Annotated in this window: 22 protein-coding genes; 10 read left to right on the top strand and 12 right to left on the bottom strand. The window is 70.6% G+C overall.

The features are described 5' to 3' along the window. Positions 1 to 66: 66 nt before the first annotated feature. A complete protein-coding gene (locus ACFYSH_RS08805) occupies positions 67 to 1,449 on the bottom strand; it encodes a wax ester/triacylglycerol synthase family O-acyltransferase (RefSeq protein WP_388751538.1) in 1,383 nt (460 codons plus the stop codon). Positions 1,450 to 1,573: 124 nt separating this feature from the next. Then, complete coding sequence (locus ACFYSH_RS08800; RefSeq protein WP_388751536.1) at positions 1,574 to 3,640, bottom strand: SpoIIE family protein phosphatase; 2,067 nt, start codon at positions 3,638 to 3,640, stop codon at positions 1,574 to 1,576. Positions 3,641 to 3,784: 144 nt separating this feature from the next. On the opposite strand from ACFYSH_RS08800, the gene ACFYSH_RS08795 reads away from it, so the two are divergent. Genes ACFYSH_RS08795 through ACFYSH_RS08785 form a run of 3 tightly spaced genes read left to right on the top strand, consistent with a single transcriptional unit; the run spans position 3,785 to position 6,605 of the window. Further along, entirely contained in the window at positions 3,785 to 4,621 is an 837-nt protein-coding gene (locus tag ACFYSH_RS08795) for a YndJ family protein (RefSeq protein ID WP_359473967.1), read from the top strand. Beyond that, positions 4,618 to 5,127, top strand: coding sequence for a DUF1990 domain-containing protein (locus tag ACFYSH_RS08790; protein ID WP_359473844.1), 510 nt, complete (start codon positions 4,618 to 4,620; stop codon positions 5,125 to 5,127). Before ACFYSH_RS08795 ends, ACFYSH_RS08790 begins: the two co-directional genes overlap by 4 nt. A gap of 29 nt (positions 5,128 to 5,156) precedes the next feature. Further along, complete coding sequence (locus ACFYSH_RS08785; RefSeq protein WP_359473847.1) at positions 5,157 to 6,605, top strand: lipase maturation factor family protein; 1,449 nt, start codon at positions 5,157 to 5,159, stop codon at positions 6,603 to 6,605. Positions 6,606 to 6,686: 81 nt separating this feature from the next. Here ACFYSH_RS08785 and ACFYSH_RS08780 read toward each other — a convergent pair whose 3' ends face one another. The 3 genes from ACFYSH_RS08780 to ACFYSH_RS08770 form a co-directional block, all read right to left on the bottom strand. Then, the gene (locus tag ACFYSH_RS08780; RefSeq protein ID WP_359473973.1) at positions 6,687 to 6,860 is read right to left on the bottom strand and encodes a hypothetical protein; all 174 of its coding nucleotides are present in this window, start codon (positions 6,858 to 6,860) and stop codon (positions 6,687 to 6,689) included. Positions 6,861 to 7,242: 382 nt separating this feature from the next. Next, positions 7,243 to 8,730: an SDR family NAD(P)-dependent oxidoreductase gene (locus tag ACFYSH_RS08775; protein ID WP_359473850.1), complete on the bottom strand. Its 1,488-nt coding sequence runs from the start codon at positions 8,728 to 8,730 to the stop codon at positions 7,243 to 7,245. A gap of 145 nt (positions 8,731 to 8,875) precedes the next feature. Then, the gene (locus tag ACFYSH_RS08770; protein ID WP_359473852.1) at positions 8,876 to 10,339 is read right to left on the bottom strand and encodes an MFS transporter; all 1,464 of its coding nucleotides are present in this window, start codon (positions 10,337 to 10,339) and stop codon (positions 8,876 to 8,878) included. Positions 10,340 to 10,584: 245 nt separating this feature from the next. Between ACFYSH_RS08770 and ACFYSH_RS08765 the strand changes: the two genes are divergently transcribed. The 6 genes from ACFYSH_RS08765 to ACFYSH_RS08740 all read left to right on the top strand — a co-directional run bounded on the left by ACFYSH_RS08765 (position 10,585) and on the right by ACFYSH_RS08740 (position 16,767). Next, a complete protein-coding gene (locus tag ACFYSH_RS08765) occupies positions 10,585 to 11,481 on the top strand; it encodes an RNA polymerase sigma factor SigF (RefSeq protein ID WP_359473855.1) in 897 nt (298 codons plus the stop codon). 188 nt (positions 11,482 to 11,669) lie between these two features. Next, positions 11,670 to 12,857 carry a fused response regulator/phosphatase gene (locus tag ACFYSH_RS08760; RefSeq protein ID WP_359473858.1) on the top strand — a complete coding sequence of 396 codons (1,188 nt, stop codon included), beginning with the start codon at positions 11,670 to 11,672 and terminating at the stop codon, positions 12,855 to 12,857. Continuing rightward, entirely contained in the window at positions 12,854 to 14,479 is a 1,626-nt protein-coding gene (locus ACFYSH_RS08755) for a CHASE3 domain-containing protein (protein WP_359473861.1), read from the top strand. Before ACFYSH_RS08760 ends, ACFYSH_RS08755 begins: the two co-directional genes overlap by 4 nt. Then, positions 14,476 to 14,919 (top strand): response regulator, encoded by a 444-nt coding sequence (locus tag ACFYSH_RS08750; protein ID WP_359473864.1) that lies wholly within the window; start codon positions 14,476 to 14,478, stop codon positions 14,917 to 14,919. Before ACFYSH_RS08755 ends, ACFYSH_RS08750 begins: the two co-directional genes overlap by 4 nt. Positions 14,920 to 15,017: 98 nt before the next feature. Continuing rightward, complete coding sequence (locus ACFYSH_RS08745; protein WP_359473867.1) at positions 15,018 to 15,473, top strand: ATP-binding protein; 456 nt, start codon at positions 15,018 to 15,020, stop codon at positions 15,471 to 15,473. Between the two features lie 220 nt (positions 15,474 to 15,693). Then, the gene (locus ACFYSH_RS08740; RefSeq protein ID WP_388751532.1) at positions 15,694 to 16,767 is read left to right on the top strand and encodes a DMT family transporter; all 1,074 of its coding nucleotides are present in this window, start codon (positions 15,694 to 15,696) and stop codon (positions 16,765 to 16,767) included. Here ACFYSH_RS08740 and ACFYSH_RS08735 read toward each other — a convergent pair. Beyond that, on the bottom strand, positions 16,737 to 18,116 hold the full coding sequence (locus ACFYSH_RS08735; RefSeq protein WP_388751530.1) for a peptidoglycan DD-metalloendopeptidase family protein: 1,380 nt from the start codon (positions 18,114 to 18,116) through the stop codon (positions 16,737 to 16,739). The two genes, ACFYSH_RS08740 and ACFYSH_RS08735, sit on opposite strands and share 31 nt — an antisense overlap. Before the next feature lie 311 nt (positions 18,117 to 18,427). Here ACFYSH_RS08735 and ACFYSH_RS08730 point away from each other — a divergent pair, with 311 nt between their 5' ends. Continuing rightward, positions 18,428 to 18,820, top strand: coding sequence for a hypothetical protein (locus ACFYSH_RS08730; protein ID WP_359473876.1), 393 nt, complete (start codon positions 18,428 to 18,430; stop codon positions 18,818 to 18,820). 134 nt (positions 18,821 to 18,954) lie between these two features. Here the strand turns inward: ACFYSH_RS08730 and ACFYSH_RS08725 are convergent, their stop codons facing one another. The 6 genes from ACFYSH_RS08725 to ACFYSH_RS08700 form a co-directional block, all read right to left on the bottom strand. Then, the gene (locus tag ACFYSH_RS08725) at positions 18,955 to 20,088 is read right to left on the bottom strand and encodes a S1 family peptidase (protein WP_359473970.1); all 1,134 of its coding nucleotides are present in this window, start codon (positions 20,086 to 20,088) and stop codon (positions 18,955 to 18,957) included. A gap of 178 nt (positions 20,089 to 20,266) precedes the next feature. Then, on the bottom strand, positions 20,267 to 21,778 hold the full coding sequence (locus ACFYSH_RS08720; protein ID WP_359473879.1) for a carboxylesterase family protein: 1,512 nt from the start codon (positions 21,776 to 21,778) through the stop codon (positions 20,267 to 20,269). A 294-nt stretch (positions 21,779 to 22,072) separates the two neighbouring features. Beyond that, the gene (locus tag ACFYSH_RS08715) at positions 22,073 to 23,620 is read right to left on the bottom strand and encodes an ATP-binding cassette domain-containing protein (protein ID WP_359473882.1); all 1,548 of its coding nucleotides are present in this window, start codon (positions 23,618 to 23,620) and stop codon (positions 22,073 to 22,075) included. Further along, positions 23,617 to 24,429 carry an ABC transporter permease subunit gene (locus ACFYSH_RS08710; protein ID WP_359473885.1) on the bottom strand — a complete coding sequence of 271 codons (813 nt, stop codon included), beginning with the start codon at positions 24,427 to 24,429 and terminating at the stop codon, positions 23,617 to 23,619. The genes ACFYSH_RS08715 and ACFYSH_RS08710 overlap by 4 nt, the downstream gene beginning before the upstream one ends. Further along, positions 24,426 to 25,379, bottom strand: a complete 954-nt coding sequence (locus ACFYSH_RS08705) for an ABC transporter permease (protein ID WP_359473889.1) — start codon at positions 25,377 to 25,379, stop codon at positions 24,426 to 24,428. The genes ACFYSH_RS08710 and ACFYSH_RS08705 overlap by 4 nt, the downstream gene beginning before the upstream one ends. Continuing rightward, positions 25,376 to 26,968 (bottom strand): ABC transporter substrate-binding protein, encoded by a 1,593-nt coding sequence (locus ACFYSH_RS08700; RefSeq protein WP_359473892.1) that lies wholly within the window; start codon positions 26,966 to 26,968, stop codon positions 25,376 to 25,378. The genes ACFYSH_RS08705 and ACFYSH_RS08700 overlap by 4 nt, the downstream gene beginning before the upstream one ends. Positions 26,969 to 26,997 lie beyond the last annotated feature (29 nt).

Here is a 26,997-nt window from a genome sequence, read left to right as displayed (position 1 = left end):
ATGCCGCCCCCGTCGGTGATCCCTGATGGTCCGTACAGGGACTATTCATCGGATCAATCGGCCGCGTCAACAGGATCCGGCGAGTCTTCCCTCATGTGGAGCGGGCACCGTGGGGACGAGGGCGTGCAGGTCGCAGAGCTCCTCGTGCACCGCGGAGGCCAGCCGGTCGAGATCGGGCAGCGCCTTCCCGTCGGCGACCAGTCCGACCTGTACCTGGCCGCCGTACGTCGACAGGGCGACGGCCAGTGACTGGCCGCGGGCCAGCGGCGCCATCGGGTAGACGGCACGCAGCGGGCATCCCCCGAACGAGAGAGCCGAACGGGGCAGGGGCACACTGGTGACCAGGATGTCGAAGAGCATCCGGGCCGCGTTCCCCGCCAGCGGCGCTCCGAACCGGTGGGCCAGCGCGGGCAGCTGATCGGCCAGTACGGCGACGGCGCCCGCGCCGCGCAGCGGCCCGGCGGCCTTGTTGCGGTCCATGACCGTGCGCACGAGACGCAGCCGTTCCCGGGCGTCGGGTTCGCCGACGGGCAGCCCGAGGAGGTAGGCGGAGAGCCTGTTGCCGGTGGCCGCTCCGCCGGGCCTGCGCCGGGAGACGGGGACCAGGGCGCGCGGGTCGGCCACGGGGAGCGGCTCGCCGCGTTCGAGCATCCAGCGGCGCAGCGCGCCGGCGACCACGGCGAGCAGGACGTCGTTGGCCGTACCGCCCTCGGTGCGCCGTACGCGCTGCACCGCTTCGGCGTCGAGTCGGACGGTGGCCAGTCGGCGTGTGCCGCTGGAACGTGCGGTCAGAGCCGTGGTGGCGCGGAGGTCGAGGCGGCTGGCGCGTACGACGGATGCACCGACCCCCAGCGCCCGGCCGACATCCCCGAGGCGGTCCATCGCCATGCCCGCCGCCTCGTAGGGACCGGGCAGCCAGGAGCGGGGCGGTACCGGTGCCCTGCGCCGCTCCGCACTGCGGCCGGCACGGGTGGAGGCGATCTGGTCGAAGATGCCGGCGCCGATGGCGACGGCCCGCATCCCGTCGGCGAGCGCGTGGTGCAGCTTCACGAGTACGGCGAACGGGCCGTCACCCGGGCTGTCGAGGAGGTACATCTCCCAGGGCGGCAGGCCCCGCCCGAGCGGCCTCTCCATGAGCACACCGGCGAGCCGGGTCGTCTCCGTCATGAAGTCGGCGCCGGGGAGCACCACCCGCCGGACGTGCCGGTGTACGTCGAAGTCCTTGTCGGTGCACCAGGCCGCGCCACCGACCGGCAGCAGGACGTCACGCACCCGCATGCGCAGCCGTGGAATCGCGGCGGCGCGGGCTCCGAGCAGCTCGAGCAGGTCACGCGCGGCCACGCCGGGTACCGGGGCGAAGACGGCGAGCGCGCCGAGGTGCATCGGATGCGCGTCGGATTCGAGGTGCCAGAAAGCCAGATCAAGAGGTGCCAGAAGCTCGGTACTCAACGGGGCCTCGCGTCTTCGGATGAACGACGGGATGACGGAACCGCAGTCAATCCACAGGTTCAGTTACGGTCGATAAGGATCATATTACGCATTGTTACAGCCTCGAGGTGTCACGACAGTGGCGCTACCGCTGCTCCGGCATGCCGAATTCGCACCACACGCACTTGCCGTTGCCCCGGGACTCCACTCCCCAGATGTCGGCCAGCCGGTCGACGAGCATGAGCCCGCGGCCCGAGACCCCGGACTCCCCCGCATCCCTGCGGCGCGGCAGCGCGCTGGATCGGTCCTCGACATCGACCCGGAGGCGGCGTTCCGGGCCGGTGAGCACCCGGATGGTGACGATGGCGCCGCCGTCGGTGTGCATCAGCGCGTTGGTGATGAGCTCGTCGGCCGCGAGCTCGACCTCGTCCGTCCGGCCCTTCGCCCCCCAGGCGCGCACCGCCGCCCGGATCATGTGGCGGGCCGAGGTCAGCGCCTCCGGGTCGTTCTGTGCGACGTGCTGCTGGAGCCGGCCACCCGGGTGGGGGGCGTGGGCCGCGTTCCGGCGCAGCAGCAGCACCGCCACGTCGTCCTCGCCGCCGCGCTCGTCGACGACTCCGCAGAGTTGGTCGGCGAGCGTCTGGAGGTCCTGCGGACCGTTGCGGACCGTCGAGACCAGCAGCGCCATCCCTTCGTCGAGGTCGGTGCCGGGCAGCTCCACCATGCCGTCGGTGTAGAGGATCATCGTCTGCCCCGGGTCCAGGTCGATGGTGCTGACGGGGTATTCGAGTTGCCCGAATTCGGCGGACAGCCCCAGCGGCAGCCCGCCGTCCACCGGCAGTCTGCGGCAGCTCCCGTCGACGTCCCGCAGGGCCGGATCGACGTGCCCGGCCCTGACCATCTGCACCACCCCGGTGGTCAGGTCGGCTTCGGCATAGGTGCAGGTGGCGAAGCGGTCGGTGTCGAGTTCATGGAGGAAGACGGACGCCCGCGCCATGACGGTGGCCGGGCTGTGCCCCTCGGCCGCGTAGGCGCGCAGCACGATCCGCAGTTGCCCCATGACGGCCGCCGCGTGCGTGTCGTGCCCCTGCACGTCACCGATGACGGCGCCGACCCGGCCGCCGGGCAGCGCGATGATGTCGTACCAGTCGCCGCCGATGTCCCTGCCGAGCCGTGCCGAGCGATAGCGGACTGCGACCTGGGCTCCCGGCACGTCGGGGATCCGCCGCGGCAGCATCGCCTGCTGGAGCCCTTCGGCGAGGTCGTGCTCCTGTTCGTACAGCATGGCCCGCTGAAGGCTCTGGGCGATCGAACTGCCGAGGGCCACCAGCAGGTTCCGCTCGTCACTGGTGAAGCCCGCCTTGTCGCGGTAGAGGAGTCCGAGCGCGCCGATCGGGCGCGCCTGGGCGATGAGGGGCATGTAGGCGGCGGCGGTGATGCCGAGGTGACTGATGTGCGGCCACAGGATGGGGTACGAGGTGGAGAAGTCCTCGGGTGTCTCGATGAAGCGGGGCGTGAGCGTGCGGATCACTTCACTCATCGGATAGGGCTCGTCGGTCCGGGTGTAGCGGGTGCCCTGCACGTACGCCCCTGCCGGACCGTCGGCCACCAGATGAATGCGCCCGGATTCGAGCAGTCCCATGACGAGGCTGGTGGCGCCGAGGTTGGCAAGGCCCCGGGAGCTCTTGAGCACGTCGGTGACGTCCTCGACCGTCCGCGCGTGGGCCAGTGCCGCCGTGGTGCCCTCGACCAGGCTGGTGCGGCGCCGCCGTTCCTCGTCGACGGTCCGGCGGGCGGTGGATGCGGCCAGTTCCTGGGTGGCGTCCCGGATGATCCCGATGATGCGGCGGGGCCGCCCGGTGCCGTCCCGGCGGATGAACCCCTGCGTATGGGTCCAGCACAAGGAGCCGTCGCGCTGTGTGCGGCGGAAGTACGCGCCGTAATTGCTGCTCCCGCTCTTCAGCGCCTGGGAGACCATGTCGTCGAGCCGGATCGCCTCGTCGGCGGGCACACGCTGCGCGAGCGCCGCGGGGCGGCCGTCGTACTCCCCGGGACGCAGGTCGAACACTTCGAGGGCGGGCTCGTCCATGTGCATGAGGCCGCTGTCCAGATCCCAGTCGAAGCTGCCCATTCGGTTCAGGGCGAGGCTGAGGTCCGGGTGGGCGGGCCAGTCGTCCGGGAGTGACAGGGCACCCGCTACCCGATCATCCATGTGGGCCACTCTGCCATCATTTGCCCCATTCCTCCATCGAATCGACCGCCTTGAACACACCCGGGACGGCCCCTATGCTCGGCAACAGGAATTGAACATGTTCAATTCAGCTCGGCCGCACGCGTGAAGCAGGGGGTGGGCACGATGTCCGTACTGGTCGGACTGATCGTGATGCTGGGCATGCTGGTGGCAGTCCCGTTGGGGCTGGGCCTCGTCGGCGATCCCGCACTCGACCGGATACGGCGCCTCTGGCCGCTCTTCGCGGTGCCCGGCACGGTTTCCCTGTGGCTGCCACGGGGCGGCGCGGCCACCACCCTCGCTCTCTGCTACGCACTGGGGACGCTGCTTCTCGCAGCCCACGCGCCCCGGCGGTTCGCCCGCACGCGCAGCGTTCGCCCGGCGGAAGCTGCTCTGCTCACCGCGCTGACCGCTCCCGCGGTCGCCGCGGTCGCCCTGGTCGCCGAGCGCTCCGGCCATGAACTGTTCGGATTCGCGCTCGGCATCCTGGCGCTGACCGTGCCCCACTTCCACTTCGCCGGCTTCGCCGCCGCCCTCGTGGCCGGTCTCGTCTGCCGGGCGGAGGACGGCGCGGGAGGCCGGTTCGCGGCTTTGAGCGTGCCGCTCGGCACTCTGCTCGTCCTCCTCGGCTATTTCACCGGGGACTGGACCGAACTGGCCGGGGCTGTCGTCCTCACTGCGGGCATGTGGACGGTCGCCCTCCTGACCTGGCGCACCGCCGGAGCCCCCGGACGGGACCCCGTCACCCGCGCCCTGCTCACCGTATCGGCCGGCGTACTCGTGGTGACCATGGTGCTCGCGCTGAGCTGGGCGTTCGGCGAAGCCACCGGGCTGCCGCATCCCACCCTGTCCTGGATGGCGGCCACACACGGGCTCGGCAACGCGCTGGGCTTCGCACTCTGCGCGCTGCTCGCCCTGCGCAGGCTCCAGGACCTCACTCTCCCGGAAGGCACGACCACATGAGCACCCTGACCTACCCCGAGGTCGGAGCCACCCGGCTCGGACCCCTCCCGCACGGCTACCACCACCTGCACCACCGCGCCCCGGTCGGCAGGGGCAGGGCGGACTTCGAGGCCGCGGGCACGGCCGTCACCAGCTGGCGCGTGCACCGCGCCTCGGGGGCCCGGGTGAACGCCTCCGCCGCACGGGCCGACACGGGGGTCGGTGTCGAGGTGTCGGCCGGCATCGGACCGTTCCGCGTCACCGCCCCCTGCGAAATCGTCTGGACCACGTACGAGAAGGACCGCACCGGTTTCGCGTACGGCACCCGGGCGGGACACCCGGAGTCAGGGGAGGAGAGCTTCGTGGTGCAACTGGCGGACGACGGAACGGTGTGGTTCACCGTCACGGCGTTCTCACGGCCCGCCTCCTGGTACACCCGCCTGGCCGGTCCCCTCGTCCCCGTGGCCCAGCGGTGGTACGCCCGTCGGCTCGCCGCCACACTGCGCCGGGTCGTGTCGGCTGCCTGACGGGCGGAACACGCCGGATACTGGAGGGGATGGAGTGGTTCACCGCAGATGGTTACTGGCTGAGCAGGCTGATCTTCCAACGGACGCTCGCCGTCGTCTACCTGGTCGCCTTCGTCGGCGCGGCGCTCCAGTTCCGGGCCTTGATCGGCTCACGAGGCATGCTCCCGGTGCCCGATGCCCTGAGGCGTACACCGTGGAAGACCGCACCCGGGCTGTTCCGGCTGCACTACTCCGACCGCCTCTTCGCGCTGGTGGCCTGGACGGGCGCGGCGGTATCGCTCGCCCTCCTGGCCGGCCTGGACGCCTGCCTGCCGCTCGGGGCGGCCATGGCCCTGTGGGCGGTGCCGTGGGTGCTGTACCTGTCGATCGTCCAGGTCGGCCAGATCTGGTACGGCTTCGGCTGGGAGTCACTCCTGCTGGAGACCGGCTTCCTCGCCGTGTTCCTCGGCAACGACGACACGGCGGCACCGGTGCTGGTGCTGTGGCTGCTGCGCTGGCTGCTCTTCCGCGTGGAATTCGGCGCCGGCCTCATCAAGATCCGGGGTGACGAGTGCTGGCGGCGGCTGACCTGCCTGAAGTTCCACCATGAGACCCAGCCGATGCCGGGACCGCTGAGCTGGTTCTTCCACCGGCTCCCTGAGCCCGTGCACCGGGTGGAGGTCGCCGCCAACCATGTCACCCAGCTCGTGGTCCCGTTCCTGCTGTTCACCCCGCAGCCGGTGGCGAGCGTGGCGGCCGGGCTGATGGTGGTCACCCAGCTGTGGCTCGTGTTGTCGGGGAACTTCGCCTGGCTGAACTGGCTGACCATCGTGATCGCCCTCGCCGCGGTCGACTGGTCACCGATAGCCGGCCCGCCGCCCGCCCAGCCGGGGTCCCCCCTCTGGTACGAGGTGGTGGTCATCGCGGCCACGGCCCTCGTCCTCGCCCTCAGCTACCGCCCGGCGCGTAATCTGCTGTCCCGGCGCCAGGTGATGAACCGGTCCTTCGACCCGCTGCACCTGGTCAACACCTACGGCGCCTTCGGAAGCATCAGCAGGACGCGGCTGGAGGTGGTGGTGGAGGGCACCGACGAAGCAGTGATCCACGAGGGCACCCGCTGGCTGGAGTACGGCTTCCGGGGCAAGCCCGGTGATCCGCGCAGGATGCCGCGCCAGTTCGCTCCGTACCATCTGCGACTGGACTGGATGATGTGGTTCGCGGCGCTCTCCCCCGCGTACGCCCGGGTGTGGTTCGGACCGTTCGTCGAGCGGCTCCTGCGCAACGACCGGGACACCCTGCGGCTGCTCGGCCACAACCCGTTTCCGGCCGGCCCGCCCGCCCATGTCCGGGCCAGGGTCTTCCACTACCGGTTCACGGACCGGCAGGAGCTACGGGCCACCGGATGCTGGTGGGACCGGACGTACGTACGCGACTTCATGCGGCCGGTGGCCCGGCCGCTTCCGCTCCGGCCGGACGGACACAGCACTGCGGGGGACTGAGCGGTGGCTCGACATGCTCCTGCCCCCGTCCGGGAACGGGGGCAGGGAGCCGAGGCAGCGTACGAACGGAGGCGGGCGCGATCAGTCGATGCCGGGCAGGATGTGGGGCTCGGCCAGATCGTCCTCGTAACCGGCCAGCCTGATCGGTGCCGACCTGGCCCAGACCTCGATGTTCCGGAGCTTCTCGGGCCGTCGCGTCTGCGTTCCGGCCAGCTCGGCCGGGCGCGTCTCGGTCTTCGTCATGTCAGGTGTCACCGCGGACTCCTTTGTGTCGCGTAACCCCGGGCGGTGGCGACGCTGCGGCTGTGAGAACCGTGTCGACCGCCCTCTGCGGGGCAGGGGCAGAAACAGTTCGGTCGCGGTGGCGCCGGTACGGGGCGGGACGGCGGACTGCTTACAGCCCTGTCCCAGGACGGCCGAGGAAGTTTCGTGGATCCCTTGGTGGCGTCCGTTCACCCCAGACTAACCAGATGAGCGCCGTCCCGCTCGACAGAACGTGTGTCCTGGGTCACTTTCAGCCAACGAAGGAGCGGCGGCCCGCTGTCTGCGGGCCGCCGCTGTGCCACCTGTCATCGCAGGTGGCGGATGGCGCTGGAGTTACGGGCGAAGGAAGGGGGCGGGGCCGGGGCGCCCGAGCTCACCAGCCCGCGGGAGCGTAATCCTTCAGGAAGCAGCCGTACAGCTCCTCGCCCTGCTCACCGCGCACGATCGGGTCATAGACACGGGCGGCCCCGTCGACGAGGTCGAGCGGGGCGTGGAAACCCTCCTCCGCGAGACGGATCTTGTCGGGGTGCGGCCGCTCGTCCGTGATCCAGCCGGTGTCCACGGCCGTCATGAGGATGCGGTCCTTCTCGAACATCTCCTGGGCGCTGGTGCGGGTCAGCATGTTCAGCGCGGCCTTGGCCATGTTGGTGTGCGGGTGCCCCGCGCCCTTGTAACCACGGCTGAAGACGCCCTCCATCGCGGAGACGTTCACCACGTAGGCACGCTTCGACGCGGTCGCGGCCATCGCCGGGCGGAGCCGGCTGATCAGGATGAAGGGAGCCGTGGAGTTGCAGAGCTGGACCTCGAGGAGCTCGATCGGCTCGACCTCTTCGACGGTCTGGATCCAGCTGTTCGTGTCGTGGAGGTCGGGAACCAGACCGCCGGCGTCGATCGCGGTGCCCGCGGCGATGCGCGCAGGCGAGGCGGATCCGGTGACCAGGGCGAGATCCGTGACGTCCTGCGCGCTCAGACCCTGGCCACCCTGGCGGGCTCCGGGCAGCGCGGCGACACCGACGGCGCCGCTGCCGAACGTGCCGATGACCTCGGCGGCAGGGAGCTCACCGGCGGGCAGCGGCGCCGACTCGGCGCCGAGCAGTTCGCTGTAGGCCTGCGGGGAGCGACGGACCGTCTGCGCGGCGTTGTTGATCAGGATGTCCAGCGGACCCTCGGCGGCGACCGAGTCGGCGAGCGCGACGACCTGGGCGGGGTCGCGCAGGTCGATACCGACGATCTTCAGGCGGTGGATCCACTCGTCGCTGTCCGGCATCGCCTTGAAGCGGCGGATGGCGTCGTTGGGGAAGCGGGTGGTGATGGTGGTGTGCGCGCCGTCGCGCAGCAACCGCAGCGCGATGTACATGCCGATCTTGGCGCGGCCGCCGGTGAGCAGGGCCCGGCGTCCGGTGAGGTCGGTACGCGCGTCGCGCCGGCCGCGGTTGTCCTTGGCGCACTGCTGGCAGAGCTGGTGGTAGAAGGCGTCCACCTCGACGTACCGGGTCTTGCAGATGTAGCAGGACCTGGGGCGCCGGAGTATCCCGGCGATCTCGGCACCGGCGGAGGAGGACGGGAGGACGCCCTGCGTCTCGTCGTCGATGCGCTCGGCGGAGCCGGTCGCCGTGGCTTCGGTCACCGCCTTGTCGTGTGCGGTCTTCGCGGCGCGGCGCTCCTGGCGGCGACGCTGCTTCACGGTGCGGTAGATGCCGGCGGTGGCCCGGCGCACGGCGATGGCATCCGGGTGGTCGACCTCGATGGTGTCCAGCTCGTCGAGCACGCCCAGGCAGACGGCCAGCCGCTCCGGGTCGATACCGGGACCGAACTCGTCGATACCGGGAGCGAACTCCTGGCTGTCCTCTGTCACCGTCATTGCCGTTCCTCTGTCACTCGTCACTCATGCCGCTGTTCGGGCTTCGGTGGGGAGTGATCCGGCCGGGAGCCGGCGAGGGCAGGCACGCACGGGCCGGATGCCCCGGTCAAGTCTGCCATGAGTCGGGCGTTGCTCCGTTCGGCTGTCATCGACCGTCGCCGCTGACCGAGAGGGGGGTCGCGATGTCCTCGAGCGACTTCTGCTCGGCCGCCACGGCGAAGAAGAACGCGACCAGTCCCGCGGCCACCATGAGGGCTGCTCCGATGCAGAACGCCAGGACGGTGTCACCGACCACCCCGCTCGCGGTCAGGTCCGCGAAGACCAGCGGACCGGTGATACCTCCTGCGGCGGTACCCACGGCGTAGAAGAACGCGATCGCCATCGCCCGGGTCTCCATCGGGAAGATCTCGCTCACCGTCAGGTAGGCGGAACTGGCGCCGGCGGAGGCGACGAAGAGGACCAGGCACCAGCAGCCGGTCATGGTGACGGCCGTCAGTGATCCGGCGCCGAAGAGCCACGCGGTGCCGAAGAGGAACAGACCCGAGAGGATGTACGTCCCCGCGATCATCGGTCTGCGCCCCACCGTGTCGAAGAGGCGCCCCAGGAGGAGCGGTCCCAGGAAGTTGCAGAAGGCGATGACGGCGAAGTAGTACCCGGTTGCGCCGCTGGAGACGTCGAAGAACCTCACGAGGATCGAGCCGAAGCCGAAGGTGATGGCGTTGTAGAGGAACGCCTGTCCGATGAAGAGGGCGATCCCGAGGACGGCCCGTCGGGGATAGGAGCGGAAGACGGTCCGGGCGATCAGTCCGAAGCCGATGCTCTCGCGCTGCCGCACGGTGATGGCGGGTTCGGCCGGAGGCAGACTCCTCCCGGCCTCGGCCTCCACCTCTCGCTCGACCCCGTCGACCAGCCGCTCCGCCTCCGCGTCGCGCCCGTGGATGAACATCCAGCGCGGGCTCTCCGGTACATGCCGGCGCACCAGCAGGATGACGAGCCCGAGGACCACGCCCAGCGCGAAGGTGAGCCGCCAGCCGATGTCCTTGGGGAAGATGTCGGTGTTCAGCGCAAGCACGGAGAGCAGGGAGCCGGCCACGGCACCGAGCCAGAAGCTGCCGTTGATGATGAGGTCGACGCGGCCTCTGTACTTGCTGGGGATCAGCTCGTCGATGGCCGAGTTGATCGCCGCGTACTCCCCGCCGATCCCGAAACCCGTCAGAAAGCGGAAGGCGAAGAACCACCATGCCGAGAAGGAGACCGCGGTGAGCGCGGTGGCCGCCAGGTAGACCGCGAGGGTGATCAGGAAGAGTTTCTTGCGCCCGAAGCGGTCGGTGAGCCACCCGAAGACCAGCGCACCGGAACAGGCGCCCGCAACGTACAGCGCTGCGGCGATACCCGTGACCTGGGCATCGGTGACGGCCAGTCCGCTCCCGTCCTCGGACAGCCGGCTGGCGATGTTGCCGACGACCGTGACCTCGAGTCCGTCGAGGATCCAGACCGTGCCCAGGCCGATCACGATCATCCAGTGCCAGCGCGACCAGGGAAGCCTGTCCAGCCGCGCCGGGATCCTGGTCGTGACCGTCGGTCCGCCCACCCTGCCGGTTTCGCTCATGAGCCGCCCCTCCGCCTCTCCTCTGCCTCCGGAAACACCACAGGTGCCCGGAACGAGGCACGACTCACACATCGGCCGGGGTTCCCTCACGAAAACCATCCATACGGTCACCCGCCGTCACTTCAGCGTGTTCCATCTGGCCCCACCGGGCCCCTTCACGAAAATCTTCGGCAAAAGGAGGCATTACTTCCGTGAAGCCGGGCATGCGCCCGTCACTGCATTCGGACACCAGGGAGGGCGACACCATGACGGCCATGTCAGTGCGGACCACCGAGGCGATCGGCGCAGCGACTACGCGGCCCGACGAGGCGGGGGCGGTTTCCGACGCGGCCGCGCTTCCATGGATCGAGGACGCCGGCAAGGTGGCCCCGCAGGACGCCCGGGCCATGTCGAAGCTCTTCTTCGACCGGCTCCAAGTCCTCGAGGAGGGGACCCACGAGCACCAGTACGCGCGCAACACGCTGATCGAGATGAATCTCTCACTGGTGCGCTTCGCCGCCTCCCGGTTCCGCAACCGGGGTGGCGACGACCTCGAGGACATCATTCAGGTGGGGACGATCGGCCTGATCAAGGCCATCGACCGGTTCGACCTGTCGCGCGAGGTCGAGTTCGCGACGTTCGCGGTGCCGTACATCGTCGGTGAGATCAAGCGTTTCTTCCGCGACACGACCTGGTCGGTGCACGTGCCGCGGCGACTGCAGGAGCTGCGGGTCGAGCTGGCCAAGGCCAAGGAGCAGCTGTCGGCGAAGCTCGACCGTGACCCGACGGTCGCGGAGCTCGCCACGCACCTCGATCTCCCGGAGGAGGAGATCATCGAGGGGCTCGTCGCCGCCAACGGCTACTCCGCGGGCTCGTTGGACACCCCGAGCGCCGACAGCGAGTCGGGAGGCGAACAGCGTGCCTACGCCGATCTCCTCGGCGAGGACGACCCGGGAATGGCGAGCGTCGAGAATCTGCACACGCTGGCTCCGCTGCTGCGGCAGCTGGACGAGCGGGAACAGAAGATCGTCCGCATGCGCTTCGGCCAGGAGATGACTCAGGCGCAGATCGGTGCGGAGCTGGGCGTCTCCCAGATGCACGTGTCGCGCCTGCTCGGCAGGATCGTCAAGCGCCTGCGTGAGGGCATGAGCGTCGAGGCCTGATCGACGCGTACGCGGTGGAGGACCGAGGTCCGGCCTGATGGCCGGGCCTCGGTCACATATGCTTCACGCCGAAACGGCCGTGGGTCTCCTGTGCCGTCCTTCGGAAGGGGTGGAGTGTGGCTGAGTCACCGTTGGACACCTCTGCGCGTGTGCAGCAGCTCGGTGCGGTTCCGCAGCAGCAGAGGGTTGTGACCGCTGTTGACGCGTCCGTCTGGGACGTCGACGCGGTGCTCCTTCTGGTCGAGGACGACTCCGGGGACGCACTCCTGGTCGAGGAGATGCTCACCGACAGCGAACTGGACGCCCCGCTCACGTGGTGCAAGACGCTGGCCGAGGCACGGCGGTTCCTGCTGGGATGCCGCACGCCGGTCTGTGTCCTGCTGGATCTGCACCTGCCCGATGTGAACGGCCTCGACGCCGTCCGTCAGCTCGTCGAGTCCGCCCCTGACGCGGCCGTCATCGTGCTGACAGGTCTGGACGAGTCCGAGACCGGGCTGTCCGCGGTGGCGCAGGGTGCCCAGGACTACCTGGTCAAGGGCCGGATCGATCCCGAGGTGCTGGGCCGTGCCGTCCGCTACGCCCTCCAGCGCAAACACGCCGAACGGTCGGCGTCCGCGATGCGGACGAGCCGGCTGATCGCTCAGGAGAACGCCCGCCTGGAGCGCGCGCTGCTCCCGATTCCGCTGCTGCTGGACGACAGCTTCCAAGTGGCCGCGCGCTACGAGGCCGGGCGCGCCCACGGGCTGCTGAGCGGCGACTTCTACGACGTGGTGCAGACCGCCGACGGCGCGGTGCACGCGGTGATCGGGGATGTCTCGGGGCACGGCGCCGCGGAGGCCGCCCTGGGCGTCTGTCTGCGGGTCGCGTGGCGCACGGCCGTACTGACCGGAGTCACACAGCTCGAGAAGGTCGGCCTCCTGGAGGAGATACTCGTCGCCGAGCGGTCGGATCCCCATGTGTTCGCCACCGTGACCACGCTCGTCTTCCCGCCCGGCAGGGACAGGGTGCTCGTCGCCCGGGCCGGGCATCCCGGGCTGCTGCTGCGACGCGGCACGGAGGTCGGCTGGGTGGAGCCCGACGCGGGCATGGCGCTCGGGCTTCTGCCCGGCGTCGGCCGCTGGACGATCACGGAGCTGGAGCTCTTGCCCGGCAGCGGACTCGTCCTGTTCACCGACGGCCTGTTCGAGGGGCGCACGGGCCCGAGTACCCGGCTGGGCGAGGACGGTCTGCTGGCCATGGCCGGCAAGTACGGCGCGCTCGAACCCCGCGCGTTCGTCGACGCACTGGTCGCCGAGGCCGACGAGAGCGCTTCCCCGTACGGCGGACTGGCCGATGACGTCGCCGTCCTCCATCTTGGCTGGAAGGCGGACTCATGAGCACGGACGAGCCCGGAGCGGGACGGACGGGCCGGATATCCCGGCTCTCGGTACAGAACTGGGTCCACCTGATCCTGGCCGGCTTCGTGCTGGTGATCTGCGGATGCCTCGTCGTGGGCGGGATCGTCCTCTCCCGTATCTCCGACCGGACCACGGACCTGGTGGACCGCATCCAGCCCGCCCGCTCCGCCTCGTTCCAGCTGCAGAACGCGCTCGTCGACCAGGAGACCGGGGTGCGCGGTTTCGCGCTCACCGGTGACACCTCGTTCCTGGAGCCCTACGAGTCGGGCAGGCGGGCCGAGCGGGAGCGGCTGGCACGGGTGCGCTCACTGATCGGCGACGAGCAGCCGTACGTCGAGGACCTGAGACGGATCGAGCAGGCCTCCCAGCAGTGGCGGACCCTGCGGGCCGAGCCGCTGATCGCCGCGGTGCGGGCGAGCGGGCCCACCGGCGCGTCCTCGGGTCCGATCCTGCGGAGCAAGGAGGAGTTCGACGCGCTGCGCCTGCTGTACACCACCCAACAGAGCCACCTGGACGACGCACGGGATCACGCCCGCGCCGAGCTCGATGACGCGCGCACCACTCGTGACCGGGTGCTCATCGCCCTGCTCATCGGATTCGTTCTGGCTGTCGTGTCACTCAGTCTTCTGCTGCAGCGCATGGTGGGCCGGCCGCTGGCCGCGCTGACCGCGGCGTCGGACAAGGTGAGAGCGGGCGCCTTCACCAGCAGGATCGAGGTCCGGGGCCCGTCGGACGTCAGGGCCGTGGCCGCCGCGTCCGAGGACATGCGCCGGCGGCTGGTGGCCGAGCTGGCCGAGTCCCAGGAGCGGGAGACGCTGCTGGCCGAGCAGACCACGGAACTGCGGCGGTCCAATTCGGAACTGGAACAGTTCGCCTACGTGGCCTCCCACGACCTCCAGGAACCGCTGCGGAAGGTCGCCTCCTTCTGCCAGCTGCTGGACAAGCGGTACGGCAAGGAGCTCGACGAGCGCGGCCGGCAGTACATCGACTTCGCGGTCGACGGTGCCAAGCGGATGCAGGTCCTGATCAACGACCTGCTGACCTTCTCCCGGGTGGGACGGGTGCAGCAGAGCTGGAAACCCGTCGACCTCGAGGCGGCCCTGGACCGCGCCCTGTCCAATCTCACCCTGGCGGTGGAGGAGTCCGGAGCCGTCGTCGTACGCGAGGATCCGCTGCCGGAACTGCTCGGTGACTCGACGTCGCTCACGATGGTGTGGCAGAACCTTGTCGGGAACGCGGTCAAGTTCCGCCGGGCCGATGTGCCCTGCCGCATCACCGTCGGGTGTGTCCGAGAGGGCGAGGACTGGCATCTGACGGTCGCCGACAACGGCATCGGGATCGCGCCGGAATTCGCCGACAAGGTGTTCGTGATCTTCCAGCGCCTGCACGCCCGTGACGAGTACGAGGGCACCGGAATCGGACTCTCCCTCTGCCGCAAGATCATCGAGTTCCACGGTGGCCGGATCTGGCTGGACCCGGACCGGGCCGAGGGCACACTCATACACTTCACCCTGCCCGTTCTCCCTGAGGCACCCACGCACACCACGGCGGAGCTGCTCGCTCCCGCCCCGCTCACCCATCGGTCCGGAGACACCCCGTGAACGACGCCGTCAAGCCCATCGAGGTCCTGCTCGTCGAGGACGATCCCGGCGACGAACTGATGACCCGTGAGGCGTTCGAGGACAACAAGATCCGCAACACCCTCCATGTGGTGCGTGACGGTCAGGAGGCACTGGACTTCCTCTACCGTCAGGGCGAGTACGCCGACGCTCCGCGCCCGGACCTGGTGCTCCTCGACCTGAATCTGCCCAAGTACGACGGCCGGCAGGTGCTCGAGCGGATCAAGACCGACCCGGAAATGGCACTGATCCCCGTCGTGGTCCTCACGACGTCGTCGGCCGAGGAGGACATCCTCCGCAGCTACAAACTGCACGCCAACGCCTACGTGACCAAGCCGGTCGACCTGGAGCAGTTCATCGGGGCGGTACGCCAGATCGACGACTTCTTCGTCAGCGTGGTCCGGCTGCCTCCACGTGCGTAAGATCTGCAGGGATCTCCCGGAGTGAGATCTCTCGACGCGGGTAGACGAACGGCGAGAAGAGGTCTGCGACCTCCCCTGCGGCGCCCTGGCTGGAGCACATGAACGAACAGGTCACCTCGCGGCCGGACGCTCCCTTCCAGGAGCCCCCGTCCACGGAGGTTCTGCTCACCGCTGAGGTGTTCGACGGCGAACCCGGATGCATCGCGCAGGCGCGCGCGCTCGCAGACCGCTTCCTGGCGCGGCTCGTGGCGGAGTGGCTCGCGGTCCTCGGTGAGCACACCCGCAGCGATCTGATGCTGGCGGTCAGCGAGCTCGTCACCAACGCTGATCGCTACAGCCACGGTCCGTATCTGCTGGAGCTGGAGGGTGACGCCCGTCGCATCAGCGTCACGGTGTACGACAGCAGCACGGCGCTCCCGGTGCTCTACTCCCCCGATCCGGCCCGCCTCGGCGGTCACGGCATGGAGATCGTGGTCGCGCTCTGCGACCGGCTCACGGCCGAGCGGGTTCCCGTCGGCAAGCGCATCCGCGCCGAGTTCACGCTCAGCACCTGAAGGACGCCGCAGCCGGAGAGTCCGGCACGGTGCCGTGCACGTGGCGCTACCGTGCCGTGGCGCCCCGTCGGCCTTTCCGGCGTACTTCTGAGCCCTCGTGCGAGAAGGACTACCGTCGGGAGGAGGACCCTGGAGTGATGGACGTACTACTGGAGCAGTACGCCGGATCGCCGCCTCAGGGCTGACGACTCGGCGGCTCCGACGGGACATCGTGGTGTACATGAGTTCCCTCGCGCTTTCCGTGCTGCTGTCCCTGGTCTCCGCGGTCGCTTACGCGGCCGGCGCGATCGTCCAGGAGCGGGTGGCCGCGGCCGGTGACAGCCGCCCTTACGCACCGCTGCGCAACGGCACCTGGTGGATCGCTGTGGCGCTCAACGGCGTGGGAGCGGTGCTGCACGTCGTGGCACTGGCGTACGGGCCGCTCAGTCTCGTGCAGCCGCTCGGAGCCCTGACGATCGTCTTCGCGCTTCCGATGGCGGCGCTCTTCGTCCGCCGTCGGGCGGGGCGGACGGCCTGGCGCGGGGCGCTGATGGCCACGGTCGGCCTTGCCGGGCTGCTGGCTCTCACGGGGAGTGCCGGGTCCCACACGCTGGCCGGTCCGGAGCAGTTGACGCTGGCGGCCGGGACGTTCTGCGTCGTGGTGGTCCTGATGGTTCTCGCCAAGGGCCTGCGCCGGCCGATGCTGCACAGCGTGGTGCTGGCCACCGGCGCCGGTGTCGCCTTCGGCATGGCGTCGGTTTTCACGAAGACCGTGGCGACGGAGTGGACCTCGGGCGCGGTGACCTCCGGGCTGCCGACACTGCTGGTGATCGCCGGTCTCGCCGCCGCGGGGCTCTTGCTCTCCCAGGCCGCGTACCGGGGGGCCGGGCTGACGGCGCCGCTGGCGACGGTCACCGTGGTCAACCCGGCCGTGGCGGCCGCCGTGGGCCTCACGATGTTCGGAGAGCAGTTCCGCTACGGCATGGCGGGCACCCTGTTCGCTCTCGGCTGCGGTGCGCTCGCGGCGGCCGGTCTGGTGCTGCTGACGACGGAACGGGTGGGGGCGGAGCGGCGGACGCCGGCAGCGGACACCGACGACCCGGCCGAGGGTGAGCCGCACACGGTGGTGCTCCCGGAGCCGGCGAAGCCCACGGCGCCCCAGGGAGCGGCGGTGCTGCCGGACCCCTTTCCGGCGCCCACGGCGCTTTCACTCCCCCTTACCCTGCCGTTGGACCACGACGGGGGACGCCTGGAGTTCAGCGGCGGCCGGCCGGAGAGGGCTGTTCAGACGCTGGCGCCACCGGCCCTGAGGTAGGCCACGGGATCGATGTCGGACCCGTAGCCGGGGCCTGTACGAATCTCGAAGTGCAGGTGTGGCCCGGTGCTGTTGCCGGTGGATCCCGAACGCGCGATCCGCTGGCCACTGCCGACCTGCTGACCCTCGCGCACATGGAGCGAGGAGAGGTGGGCGTACTGGCTGTACCTGCCGTCGCCGTGCCGGATGACGATCTCGTAGCCGTACGCGCCCGCCCAGCCTGCCGAGACGACCTTTCCGGACGTCACAGCCTTGACCGAGGTGCCGGTCGGGACCGGGAAGTCGACGCCCGTGTGGTAGCCACTGGACCATGAACCGGCCTGATGGTACGGCGTGCCGGTGCGGGCCGACACGGGGGCGGTGAAGCCGGACCGCTGCTTGGACACCTTCTTCTCGGCCTGGGCGGGCTTGGCCGCCTGCTTGGGGGCGGCGGTTCTGGGCTTCTCCGCGGCCTTGGGAGGGACGGGCTTGGCGGCCGGCTTCTCCCTCGCCTTCGTCGCCACCTCGGGTGCTGCCTTCTTCGCGACCTCAGGGGTGGCCTTCTTCGCGACCTCAGGGGTGGCCTTCTTCGCGACCTCGGGTGCGGCCTTCTTCGCGACCTCGGGTGCGGCCCTCTTCGCGACCTCAGGGGCGGCCCTCTGCTTCGGGGTCGACGGCCTCGCGGTCACGTCGAGGCTCAGCCGCTGGCCCGGGAGTATGAGGTCGGGGTCGGAGCCCACCACGGTGCGATTGGCCGCGTACAGCCGCTCCCAGCCGCCTCGGACCCGCTCGGCGGTCGCGATGCCGGAGAGGGAGTCACCCTGGGCGACGGTGTACGACTCGCGTTGTCCGGGCGCGGAGGCCGGTGACACCTTCGCCGCCGTGTCCCGCGCGGTCTTCTTCGACGTGGGTCCGGACTCCGACGCCTTGTCCCGGCCGGTCTCGGCGACGATCCGGCGCGTCGACTGCGGGGCGGTGTCGGGCGCGTCGCCGCCCTGCTTCAGGCCTGCCCGTACGGAACACGTCGGCCAGGCTCCCGGCCCCTGTCCGTCGAGCACCTCCTCGGCGACCGCTATCTGCTGGTCCTTGGTCGCCAGATCGGCCCGCGCGGCGTAAGCCGTGCCTCCGTAGGCGGCCCAGGTCGACCGGGTGAACTGCAAGCCCCCGTAATGGCCGTTGCCTGTGTTGATGTGCCAGTCACCGGTCGACTCGCAGGCGGCGACCTTCTCCCACACATCAGTCGTGGCGGCTCCCGCCGAGGCGGCGGCGAGGAACGGGAGCGCGATGCCCGCACCTCCCGCCGTCACCGTGAGCGAAACACGGTTGATCCGGCTGGGCTGATATCTGCGGTGCCGTCCGTTCGCGGCCATGATCAGGTTCCCCCCAGGCAGTAGGACACGTCGCAAGCGGCCAACTTATGGTCCTGCGCGCCGTGGTGACAAGTGAACAGTTGTCGCTTGCTACCCGCGCGCCCCTGCGCACCACCCTGAGAACCGAGCGCACGCCCCGCCCGGCCCGTACGGATCAGCCACGCCACCGGGGCGGTGCCCGGCCGGCCGATCACCTGCTGGAGCGCGACTGCCGCCGGGTCGCCACCGTCGGCGGGCCGCCGGACATCTGCCGTTCGGCACACCGCGGGAGGGCGGTCGGACGTGGGAGGCCCGGCGCTTATGCTCGCCGTATGGAGCAGAGCGAAGTCCTCAAGCGAGTGATCGGCATCCTCACGGAAGCGGGAGAGATGCAGCGCCATGCCGAGGAGGACACGAGCGGCGACCCCGACGCCGGCGGCAGCATGGTGACGACCCTTCTCAACGAGACGATGCCGCACATCGCCATTCCCTCGGACGCCACCGTCGAGGAGATGGCCGTCCTGGTGGGGCGCGAGGTCGGGGGCGCCGTCGAACAGCTCGTCGGAGCGTTCACTCTGGCCTTCATCGCGCTCGCGCAGATCCACGACTCCGGGCAGAGCGATGTGACGTCTGCCGATGTGCTGCAGGACCTGGCGCTGCGGGCCGAGGAACTGAGCTCGGGGGACGAAGGCTCCGACGGCCCTGAGGGTCCGCTCCAGGACTGAATCCCCTCAGGTCACGAGCAGAGGGCAGGGCGGGGGCACCTGGCTACCGAGCCTGCTGCGGCAGGGATCCGCCCTGCTGCGGCAGCAGGGCGGATCGCGTACGCAGGGCCCACGGAGCCCTGCCGGGCCATCGGTCAGGCCGTGTGGAGGGTCAGCCCGTAGCGGTTGAGGATCTCGTTGATGGGCTGGTGCCAGGTCTCACCGCCGCCGCTGCAGTTGCCCCAGCCGCCCGATGTGACACCTTGCGCCTGGTCGCCGCTGATGAACGAGCCGCCGGAGTCACCCGGTTCGGCGCAGACGCTGGTCTTGGTCATCTGGCGGACGGCGCCCTGGCTGTAGTTCACGGTCTCGTTCTTGGCGAGGACATTGCCGCAGTGCCAGTGGGTGGTGGAACCGGAGCGGCAGATCGAGGCGCCGATCGGAGCCTCGTTGGAGCCACGTACCAGTTGGTCGGACACGGTGCCCCAGCCCAGGACGACCGGGACGGTCCACCAGCCGCTGCCCACGTTCACCCAGGCGTAGTCGTTCTCGGGGAAGGACGAGCCCTGGAAGCTGCCGATGGCGGAGCCGTCCCAGCCCCTGACCGCTCCGCCCGCCTGGCCGCAGTGGCCGGCCGTCACGAAACCACCGTGCACCGAGAAGCCTATGGAGCACCGGACGTTGCCGGTGTAGTACGGATCGCCGCCGACCGTTCCCGCGGCGAAGGTCTGCGGGGCCTCCGCGGTCTGCCTCACCGTGACGGGGCCGGCTTCGCGCGCCTCGTCCACGAAGGCGCGGACATCGTTGTCACCCTGCTCCGAGGCGACGACGTTCACCACCACGCTGTTCGCCCGGGGATCGACGTGCCAGCTGCTGACTCCGCTGGGGGCGGAGAGCGCGTCCAGCTTGGTCTTGACGGCGTCGAGTTCGCGTGCGGTGTGGTCGACCACGCGGGCCTGCGCACCGGTCGCGCGGACGGCACCGACCTTGGCGCTGTCCGTGACGGCCACCGTCAGCTTGCCGCTGTCCGCGTCGAACCAGGTGCCGCCGAACGACGTCCCCGCCGCGCTACGCGCCTCTCCCTGTAGTGCTGTTGCCGCCTTCTCCGCGGTGAGCCGCGCCTCGGCCTGGCTCTTCGTCAGCCCCAGGTCGCGCTGCATGGCCGTGATGATCCCGGCCGACGCCTGGGCTTCGGTCGAGGAGGCGGTGCCGGCGGCGGAGGCCTGGGTCAGGCCTGCGGTCGCCCAGGTGCCGATGATGAGCAGTGCGGAGAGTCCGGTCCGCACCATCGTCGTCTGTCTCAAGGGAGTGCCCCTTCTGTTGTTCCAGCATTCGTGGGGGTGGAACAGGAAGCGTCCGAGAGCCGCCTGAGAGCGCTCTCAGACGTATCGCCACGGACTGTAGTCCAGTTCGACGGGCAGGTCCATGCCAATGACGTCGGCCGAACGCGCCGCCCGCCCCCGACAGTCAGGGCTGGAGCAGCGGCAGGCCGTAGCCGCGCCATGGCGCACGGAACGCGTCCCACCGCCCGACGGACTCCTCCACGGAGGTGTCCCAGATCCGCACGGGGCCGCCTGCCGCGGTGAGCGGCGGCCAGCCGGGGTCACCGGTGGACGCGAAATCCGCCCAGGCACGCGACATGCGTGACGCCAGCGCGTGGTCGGCGGAGCCCGGAGGTCCTCCGATGAGGAAGTGGACGTTCTCGTCGTCCACGGCGCCGAAGGCGAACGGGATGTCCGCACAGTGCCAGGCCCTGACCGGCCTCCCCCTGCCGTCACGCTGCCGGACGAAGCGGGAGAGGCGGGTCCGGCCACCTCCCCGCGCGTGGGCCTCGGCCAGCCGGCAGCTGTACTCGCCGAACATCAGATCTCCGAACAGGGCCAGATGGATGTCGTGCACGGAGGCCTTCGGCACGAGTCGGCGATAGGCGTCCGGTACGGCCGCCGGAATTCCGAAGTCCTGCACAAAAAGGGCCAGTTGCTCCTCCTCGGTGACTTTCACACAGCTGCCCACCTCGTCCAGCAGCCAGTACTCCTCCGCGGTGTGGCAGACCAGCAGGTCGATCTCACGGCCGGCCCCCTCTCCGAAAGCCGTGAGCGGGTCGAGGGGCAAGTCGGCGCACCATGCGACCGGTCCGTAGATCGCCGGGTCGTAGTGGCGCGCTCCGGACCGGGGGTCGCGCCGGTATCCGTCGGTCACCCGGTCGGAGGCGTCGACCAGCACCTTGGGGGTGGCGGACACCAGCCCGTCGTACGTCGCGGGCACACCGGCCTCCGCGGCCACCTCCACCGTGGTACGAGCAGCGGACCCGGGCGTGGCGCAGGCGTTCACGGCGCTGTGTGCGATGGCGCGGCGGAACAGTCCGCGCGCCTTGTCCATCGCCATCAGGCAGGCGACCGAGGTCGCTCCGGAGGACTGCCCGGCCACGGTGACGAGGCCGGGGTCGCCGCCGAACGCGGCGATGTTGTCCCGCACCCACTCGAGCGCGGCGATCTGGTCGAGCAGGCCCCGATTGTCCGGGCAGGGGTCCTCACCGGTGGTGGGCGGAACATGGCCGAAGCCCTCGAAGCCCAGACGGTAGTTGAACGTGACGACCACGAGTCCGTGGCCGGCCAGGACGGTACCGTCGAAGTCCGGCTGCGCGGAGGACCCGAAGACGTAGGCGCCGCCGTGGATCCAGACGAGCACGGGCAGCGCGTCACCGGCGTCACCCGGCGTCCAGATATTGAGGCTGAGGACGTCCTCGTCCCCGGGAGACCAGGTGGGCGCGCCCGGCAACCGCGCCGACTGCGGTGCCACGGGCCCGAAGGCGGTGCAGTCCCTGACCCCGTTCCAGGCCGCGGCCGGGCGCGGGGCCCGGAACCGGTCGGCACCGAACGGCGGTGCGGCGTACGGGATCCCGCGCAGCACGGCCACTCCAGGAGCGTGCGCGGACGCACCTCCCGCGACCTTCCCGGCTCTCGTCCCGAACACCCTCATCCGCACTCCCCCGCCTCCGTGGTCCCGCCGCCGGTCGGCGGGCACGGTGATCAGCTTGGCACCGGGCGGGCAGCCCGCGCCAACACCGGTTCAGCATCGATTGACACAGGTGCGATGTGAGTCGCGCCCGCCCGGTCGCGATGTGAGTCGCGCCCGCCCGGTACAGAAGGTGTCCGCACCATGACAACCGTCTCCTCGCGAGCGGCCGGTGTGCGGGTGCCGGACACGAAGCTCGACAGGACGGCCTCACGAAGCCGGTCCGACTGTACGTCGGGACGGGGTCCGTCTTCCGCTTCAGCGACGTACGGCGGCACCCCACCCCCGTGACGCATCGAGCAGCGAGATGGTGAACGGGTGTCGAGGTGCGGTCAGTATCTGTTCTGCGGGCCCTTCCTCGACCACTTCTCCGCCGTCCAGCACGGCCACCCGCGTCGCCGGTGCCGCGGTGTCGAGGTCGTGCGTGATCAGCACGATGCTCGGCCCGTCCGGCCGGCGGACCAGTCCGGCCAGCAGGTCCAGCAGCGAGCGCCGGGTCACGGGGTCCAGTCCCGAGGTGATCTCGTCGCAGATCAGCACGCGGGGACGCGCGAGGAGCGCGCGGGCGAGGGCCGCGCGCTGGAGTTCGCCGCCGGACAGCCGGGCGGGCAGTCGGTGGACGAGTTCCTCGCCCAGTCCGAGGTCGGTCAGCATCCGCCGGGCTTCCGTCGCCGCCTCGTGGCGCCCGACACCGCGCAGGCGTACCGCTGTGCGGGCCACCTGGTCGAGGACCGGCCGATGCTCGTCGAAGGCTGCCCGCGCGTCCTGGAAGACGTACTGCACGGCGGCGAGCTGTGCGCGGCTGCGGTCCCGCAGACTGCGCGGAAGCGCTGTGCCGTCGAGCAGGATCTGCCCCGTGTGGTCGCGGTGGAGACCGGCAAGACAGCGGGCGAGCGTGGTCTTGCCGCTGCCGGAGCGGCCGACGACAGCGAGGCATTCGCCGCTGTGGACTGCGAGGCTGTCCACCCTCACTACCGGGACGCGGGCCCCGCCGGTCCGGTGGCGGGCGGTGAGTCCGTCCGCCGTCAGCAGGTGCGCGCCGGTGCGCCCGGGGTCGGCGTACGGCAGGGTCCTCGGTTCGGTGAGGAGCTCCTTGGTCCACGGGTGCGTGGGGGCGTCCAGGATCCGGGGGGCCGGGCCCTGCTCCACCACGCGGCCGCCTCGCATGACCAGTACCTCATCGGCCAGTTCGCGTACGACGTCGAGGTCGTGGCTGAGCAGCAGTACGGCGATGCCCCGGCGGGCCACCGCTGCGAGCTGGTCGACGACGCGCCTCTTGGTCAGAGCGTCCTGCCCGGTGGTGGGTTCGTCGGCGACGATGACGCGGGCGCCGAGGAGCAGCGCCTGTGCCAGGACGACACGTTGCTGCTGGCCACCGGACAACTGGTGCGGGTAGCGGTCCAGCACCTCGCCGGCATCGGCCAGCTGGGCGTCGGCGAGGGCCTCGGCCACGCGCTGCCGTGCCGTGGCCCGGCGTCGCGGCCGGGGCAGGTCGCGTACCTGCTGCCGCGCCATGTCCCGTAGGAGGGCTCCGGTGCGGCGGGCCGGGTTGAGGACGGCCGCAGGGTGCTGGGGGATGTAACCGATCCGGGTGTCGTGCACGACCACCTCACCGGTCACCCGCGCTCCCTCGGGGTACTCCCCGAGCAGCGCGAGGCCGGTGGTGGTCTTGCCGCTGCCGGACGCGCCGACCAGCGCGATGACGGTCCCGGGCCGGATCCGCAGCGAGACCCGGTCGACGATCGCCCGCCCGCCGACTTCGACGGTCAGCCCGGTGACGGTGGCGATCACAGGAGTCTCATTCATGGCCTACGGGCCTTTCGGGACGAGGTGCGGCTCTTCTCCATGGCGGCGTCGACGAGCAGGTTGCTGCCCATGGTGAGCGCGACGATGAGCAGGGCCGGCACCACGACCGCCCAGGGCTGGATGAGCAGCCCGGTGCGGTTGCGGTCCACCATCACGGCCCAGTCGGCGGCGTCCGGGGCGACCCCGATGCCGAGGAAGGCGGCGGTCGCGACCAGGTAGAGCACGCCGGTCAGCCTGATCCCGGCGTCGGCTGCAAGGGTGCGGAGGATGGACCGCCCGACATATCCGACGGCGAGGCGCCACCAGCTCTCCCCTTGCATACGCAGCGCCTCCACGGCAGGCCGGGACGCGGCCTCCGCAGCGGACGCGCGCACGATCCGGGCCGCGTCGGGGATGGACACGAAGGCCACCAGCAGCGCGAGCCCCGCCGCTCCGGGCGGGAAGGCGGCGGCGACCAGCAGGATCATGAGCAGTGAGGGAACGGCGAGCAGCACGTCCAGCGGGCGCATCAGTGCCTCCTCCATCCACTTCCGGTGGGTGAGCGCGCTGATCAGCCCGATCGGCAGGGCGACGAGGTAGGCGAGAGCGGTTGCCGCCAGCGCGACGACCACCACGGGCCGCCCGCCGAGCAGCACCTGCCGCACGACGTCGCGGCCGACGAAGTCCGTGCCGAGAAGGTGGCCGCCGCCGAGGGTGAAGGAGGCGGCGCGGGCCGGGGGTTCACCCACGAACAGCGGCCCGGCCAAGGCGAGGCCGAGCGGGATCGCGGCGACGGCGGCGCCTGGCGCGTATCTGCGGAGCCGCGTCATGCCGCCGCCCCCGTACGTGGTGCGAGCCGGTGGGTGACGAGGTCGGCACCGAGGTTGAGCACCACGGTGGCGAGGCCGAAGACCACCGCGAGTCCTTGCACGACGGGGATGTCGCGGTCGGCCACCGCGTTCATGAGGACGGTGCCGAGTCCGGGGATCACGTAGAGGGCCTCCACGACGATGACGCCGCACAGCAGCCAGTCGATGGTGCGGGCGAGCTGCTGGGTGGCGGGAGCCAGGGCGTTGGGCAGGGCGTGCCCGTAGCGGATGCGGGCCCCGGGGATTCCGTACCGCTCGGCGTGGCCGGTGTACGGGGCGGCGAGCGCCTCGATCATGCCGGCTCTGACCAGCCGGGCCAGCGAGCAGACGGGCCGGGCGAGCAGCACCAGAACGGGCAGGACGAGCACGGCGGGATGCGCGAGCAGCCCGGTGCCGTAGCCGACGGCGGTCGGCGGGAACCAGCCGAGCCGCAGGGCGAAGACACTCACCAGGAGTACTCCGAGGGCGAATTCGGGCACCGCGTAGACGCCGAGGGTGGCGGAGCTGATGAGCCGGTCGGTGAGCCGCCCTTCGTGGCGGGCGGCGAGGACTCCGAGGCCCACCCCCACCGGGATCAGGAGGGCGACCGTGACCGTGGCGAGGAGCAGGGTGGGGCCGAAGCCGTCCGCGAGGAATCCGGACACGGGCCGCCCGGAGGTGAGCGAGGTGCCGAGGTCGCCGTGGAGCAGCCCTGTGACCCATGCGGCCAACCGCTCGTGGGCGGGCCGGTCGAGGCCCATCGCCTCCCGTACCGCCGCGATGCGCTGCGGGTCGGGCTGGTCCCCGGCGAAGGCCACCGCGGCGTCGCCCGGCAGCGCCTCGGTGAGCGCGAAGACCAGCAGCACCACGGCCGCGGTCTGCACGGCTCCGAGGAGCAGCCGCCGGGCGATCCAGGAACGCAGTCCGTTCACGCCAGCCAGACCTTGTCGAAGCGCGCCCAGTCCAGGGTGTTCGCGGGTGCCTCGCGGGCGACACCGCGCAGGGAGCGTGCGGTGCCGAGGATCCAGTCGCCGAAGCCCCAGACGAGGAAGCCTCCTTCGGCGTGCAGCCGGCGCTGCATCCGCCCGTAGAGGGCGGCCCGTCCCGCCTTGTCCTTGGTGGACTGCGCCTGTCGGTAGAGCGTGTCGAATGCCTCGTCCTGCCATTTGGTGGCATTGGTGGTGGACCCGGTGAGCAGCCGCTGGGAGATGTGGGACTCGATGGGCATGGCTCCGGACCGGTAGCAGCACAGGGTGCCGGAGTCGAGGATGTCCTTCCAGTAGGAGTCCTTGCTGCCCATCCGTACGTCGACGGTGACCCCGGCGCGGGCCGCCTGGTCCCGGAAGATTCCTGCGGCCTCGGTGAAACCGGCGGCGACGGCGGAGGTGTCGAGCGTGACCCTCAGGTCCTGTACGCCGGCCTGCTTGAGCAGACCGCGTGCACGGCCGATGTCCTGTTCGCGCTGCGGGAGTTCGTCCGCGTAGTACTCGTATCCCCTGCCGAAGAGGTCGTTGCCGATCTCACCGGCGCCCGACAGGGCGCCGTCCACGAGTTCCCGACGGTCGGCGATGAGGAAGAACGCCTCACGGACCCGGGGGTCGTCGAAGGGCGGGCGGTCGGTCTTCATCGCGAAGGCCTGCATGGCACTGTTGCGCAGGCGGACGATCTCGATGCTGCCCGCCTTCTCGTGGGCGCGTCCGGTGGCGGGGTTGAGCTCGTGCGCGTACTCGACCTGGCCGCCGAGGAGTGCGTTGATCCGGGCGGACTCCTCGTTGGCGACGACGAATTCGAGCTCGTCCAGGTGCGGTGCGCCTTCCCAGTGGGTGTCGTTGCGCCGCAGGACGGTGGAGCGCCCGGGGGTGAAGGAGACGAAGCGGAACGGACCGGAGCCGATCGGCTCGTCGTCGAACGCGGTGGCGCCGTCCTGGACGATGTAGGCCCCGAAGGCGGCCATCACGTTGGGGAATTCGGCGGTCGGCCGCTTGAGTACGAACTCGACGGTCCGCTCCGACGTCGCCCGGCTCGCCTTCAGGTCGATGGGTTCCAGGGAGGCGCGGGCCCTGTACGCCTTCGCGGGGTCGGCGATGCGGCGGTAGCTGTACAGGACGTCGGCGGCCGTCACCGGTTTCCCGTCGTGGAACTCGGCCTGCCGCAGGGTGATGCTCCAGCGGTCGAGGCCGGCGTTCGGCTCCCATGTCTCGGCCAGGCGTGGCACCGCGGCCAGGTCGGCGCCGTAGTCGGCGAGCTTGTCGAAGAGCGCCTTGCTCCGGGCGGCGTCGGCGAAGAGGTTCCCCAGGTGCGGATCCAGGGTTTCGCTCGCGCCGCCTCCGGCGAAGGCGGCGCGCAGCCGTCCGCCGCGCCGGGGTTCGCCGTCCCCTTTGCCCGCGGTGGTCCCGGTGGCGGGCCCGGAGCACCCGGCGAGCGTGAGCGCGCCGAGGCCTGCCGCGCCTCCGGCCGCGGCGAGGAAGCCTCGCCTGCGCAGACCGGGGAAGCGTGCGTGTCTGTCGGCTGCTGCGGTCATGGCTGTTCTCCTGTTGCTGGGTGGGGCGC

Origin of the sequence: Streptomyces sp. NPDC005791, assembly GCF_042871485.1 — a bacterium.
Lineage (GTDB): Bacteria > Actinomycetota > Actinomycetes > Streptomycetales > Streptomycetaceae > Streptomyces.
Note: the sequence above shows the minus strand (reverse complement) of the source record. Positions and strands in the feature narration are given on the sequence as shown.

What these genes read in the sequence shown, in the direction of transcription:
- ACFYSH_RS08800 (WP_388751536.1), bottom strand. Translation starts at nt 3,640, where the DNA reads ATGGATGATCGGGTAGCGGGTGCCCTGTCACTCCCGGACGACTGGCCC.
- ACFYSH_RS08795 (WP_359473967.1), top strand. Translation starts at nt 3,785, where the DNA reads ATGTCCGTACTGGTCGGACTGATCGTGATGCTGGGCATGCTGGTGGCA.
- ACFYSH_RS08790 (WP_359473844.1), top strand. Translation starts at nt 4,618, where the DNA reads ATGAGCACCCTGACCTACCCCGAGGTCGGAGCCACCCGGCTCGGACCC.
- ACFYSH_RS08785 (WP_359473847.1), top strand. Translation starts at nt 5,157, where the DNA reads ATGGAGTGGTTCACCGCAGATGGTTACTGGCTGAGCAGGCTGATCTTC.
- ACFYSH_RS08775 (WP_359473850.1), bottom strand. Translation starts at nt 8,730, where the DNA reads ATGACGGTGACAGAGGACAGCCAGGAGTTCGCTCCCGGTATCGACGAG.
- ACFYSH_RS08770 (WP_359473852.1), bottom strand. Translation starts at nt 10,339, where the DNA reads ATGAGCGAAACCGGCAGGGTGGGCGGACCGACGGTCACGACCAGGATC.
- ACFYSH_RS08765 (WP_359473855.1), top strand. Translation starts at nt 10,585, where the DNA reads ATGACGGCCATGTCAGTGCGGACCACCGAGGCGATCGGCGCAGCGACT.
- ACFYSH_RS08755 (WP_359473861.1), top strand. Translation starts at nt 12,854, where the DNA reads ATGAGCACGGACGAGCCCGGAGCGGGACGGACGGGCCGGATATCCCGG.
- ACFYSH_RS08745 (WP_359473867.1), top strand. Translation starts at nt 15,018, where the DNA reads ATGAACGAACAGGTCACCTCGCGGCCGGACGCTCCCTTCCAGGAGCCC.
- ACFYSH_RS08740 (WP_388751532.1), top strand. Translation starts at nt 15,694, where the DNA reads ATGAGTTCCCTCGCGCTTTCCGTGCTGCTGTCCCTGGTCTCCGCGGTC.
- ACFYSH_RS08735 (WP_388751530.1), bottom strand. Translation starts at nt 18,116, where the DNA reads ATGGCCGCGAACGGACGGCACCGCAGATATCAGCCCAGCCGGATCAAC.
- ACFYSH_RS08730 (WP_359473876.1), top strand. Translation starts at nt 18,428, where the DNA reads ATGGAGCAGAGCGAAGTCCTCAAGCGAGTGATCGGCATCCTCACGGAA.
- ACFYSH_RS08725 (WP_359473970.1), bottom strand. Translation starts at nt 20,088, where the DNA reads ATGGTGCGGACCGGACTCTCCGCACTGCTCATCATCGGCACCTGGGCG.
- ACFYSH_RS08720 (WP_359473879.1), bottom strand. Translation starts at nt 21,778, where the DNA reads ATGAGGGTGTTCGGGACGAGAGCCGGGAAGGTCGCGGGAGGTGCGTCC.
- ACFYSH_RS08715 (WP_359473882.1), bottom strand. Translation starts at nt 23,620, where the DNA reads ATGAATGAGACTCCTGTGATCGCCACCGTCACCGGGCTGACCGTCGAA.
- ACFYSH_RS08710 (WP_359473885.1), bottom strand. Translation starts at nt 24,429, where the DNA reads ATGACGCGGCTCCGCAGATACGCGCCAGGCGCCGCCGTCGCCGCGATC.
- ACFYSH_RS08700 (WP_359473892.1), bottom strand. Translation starts at nt 26,968, where the DNA reads ATGACCGCAGCAGCCGACAGACACGCACGCTTCCCCGGTCTGCGCAGG.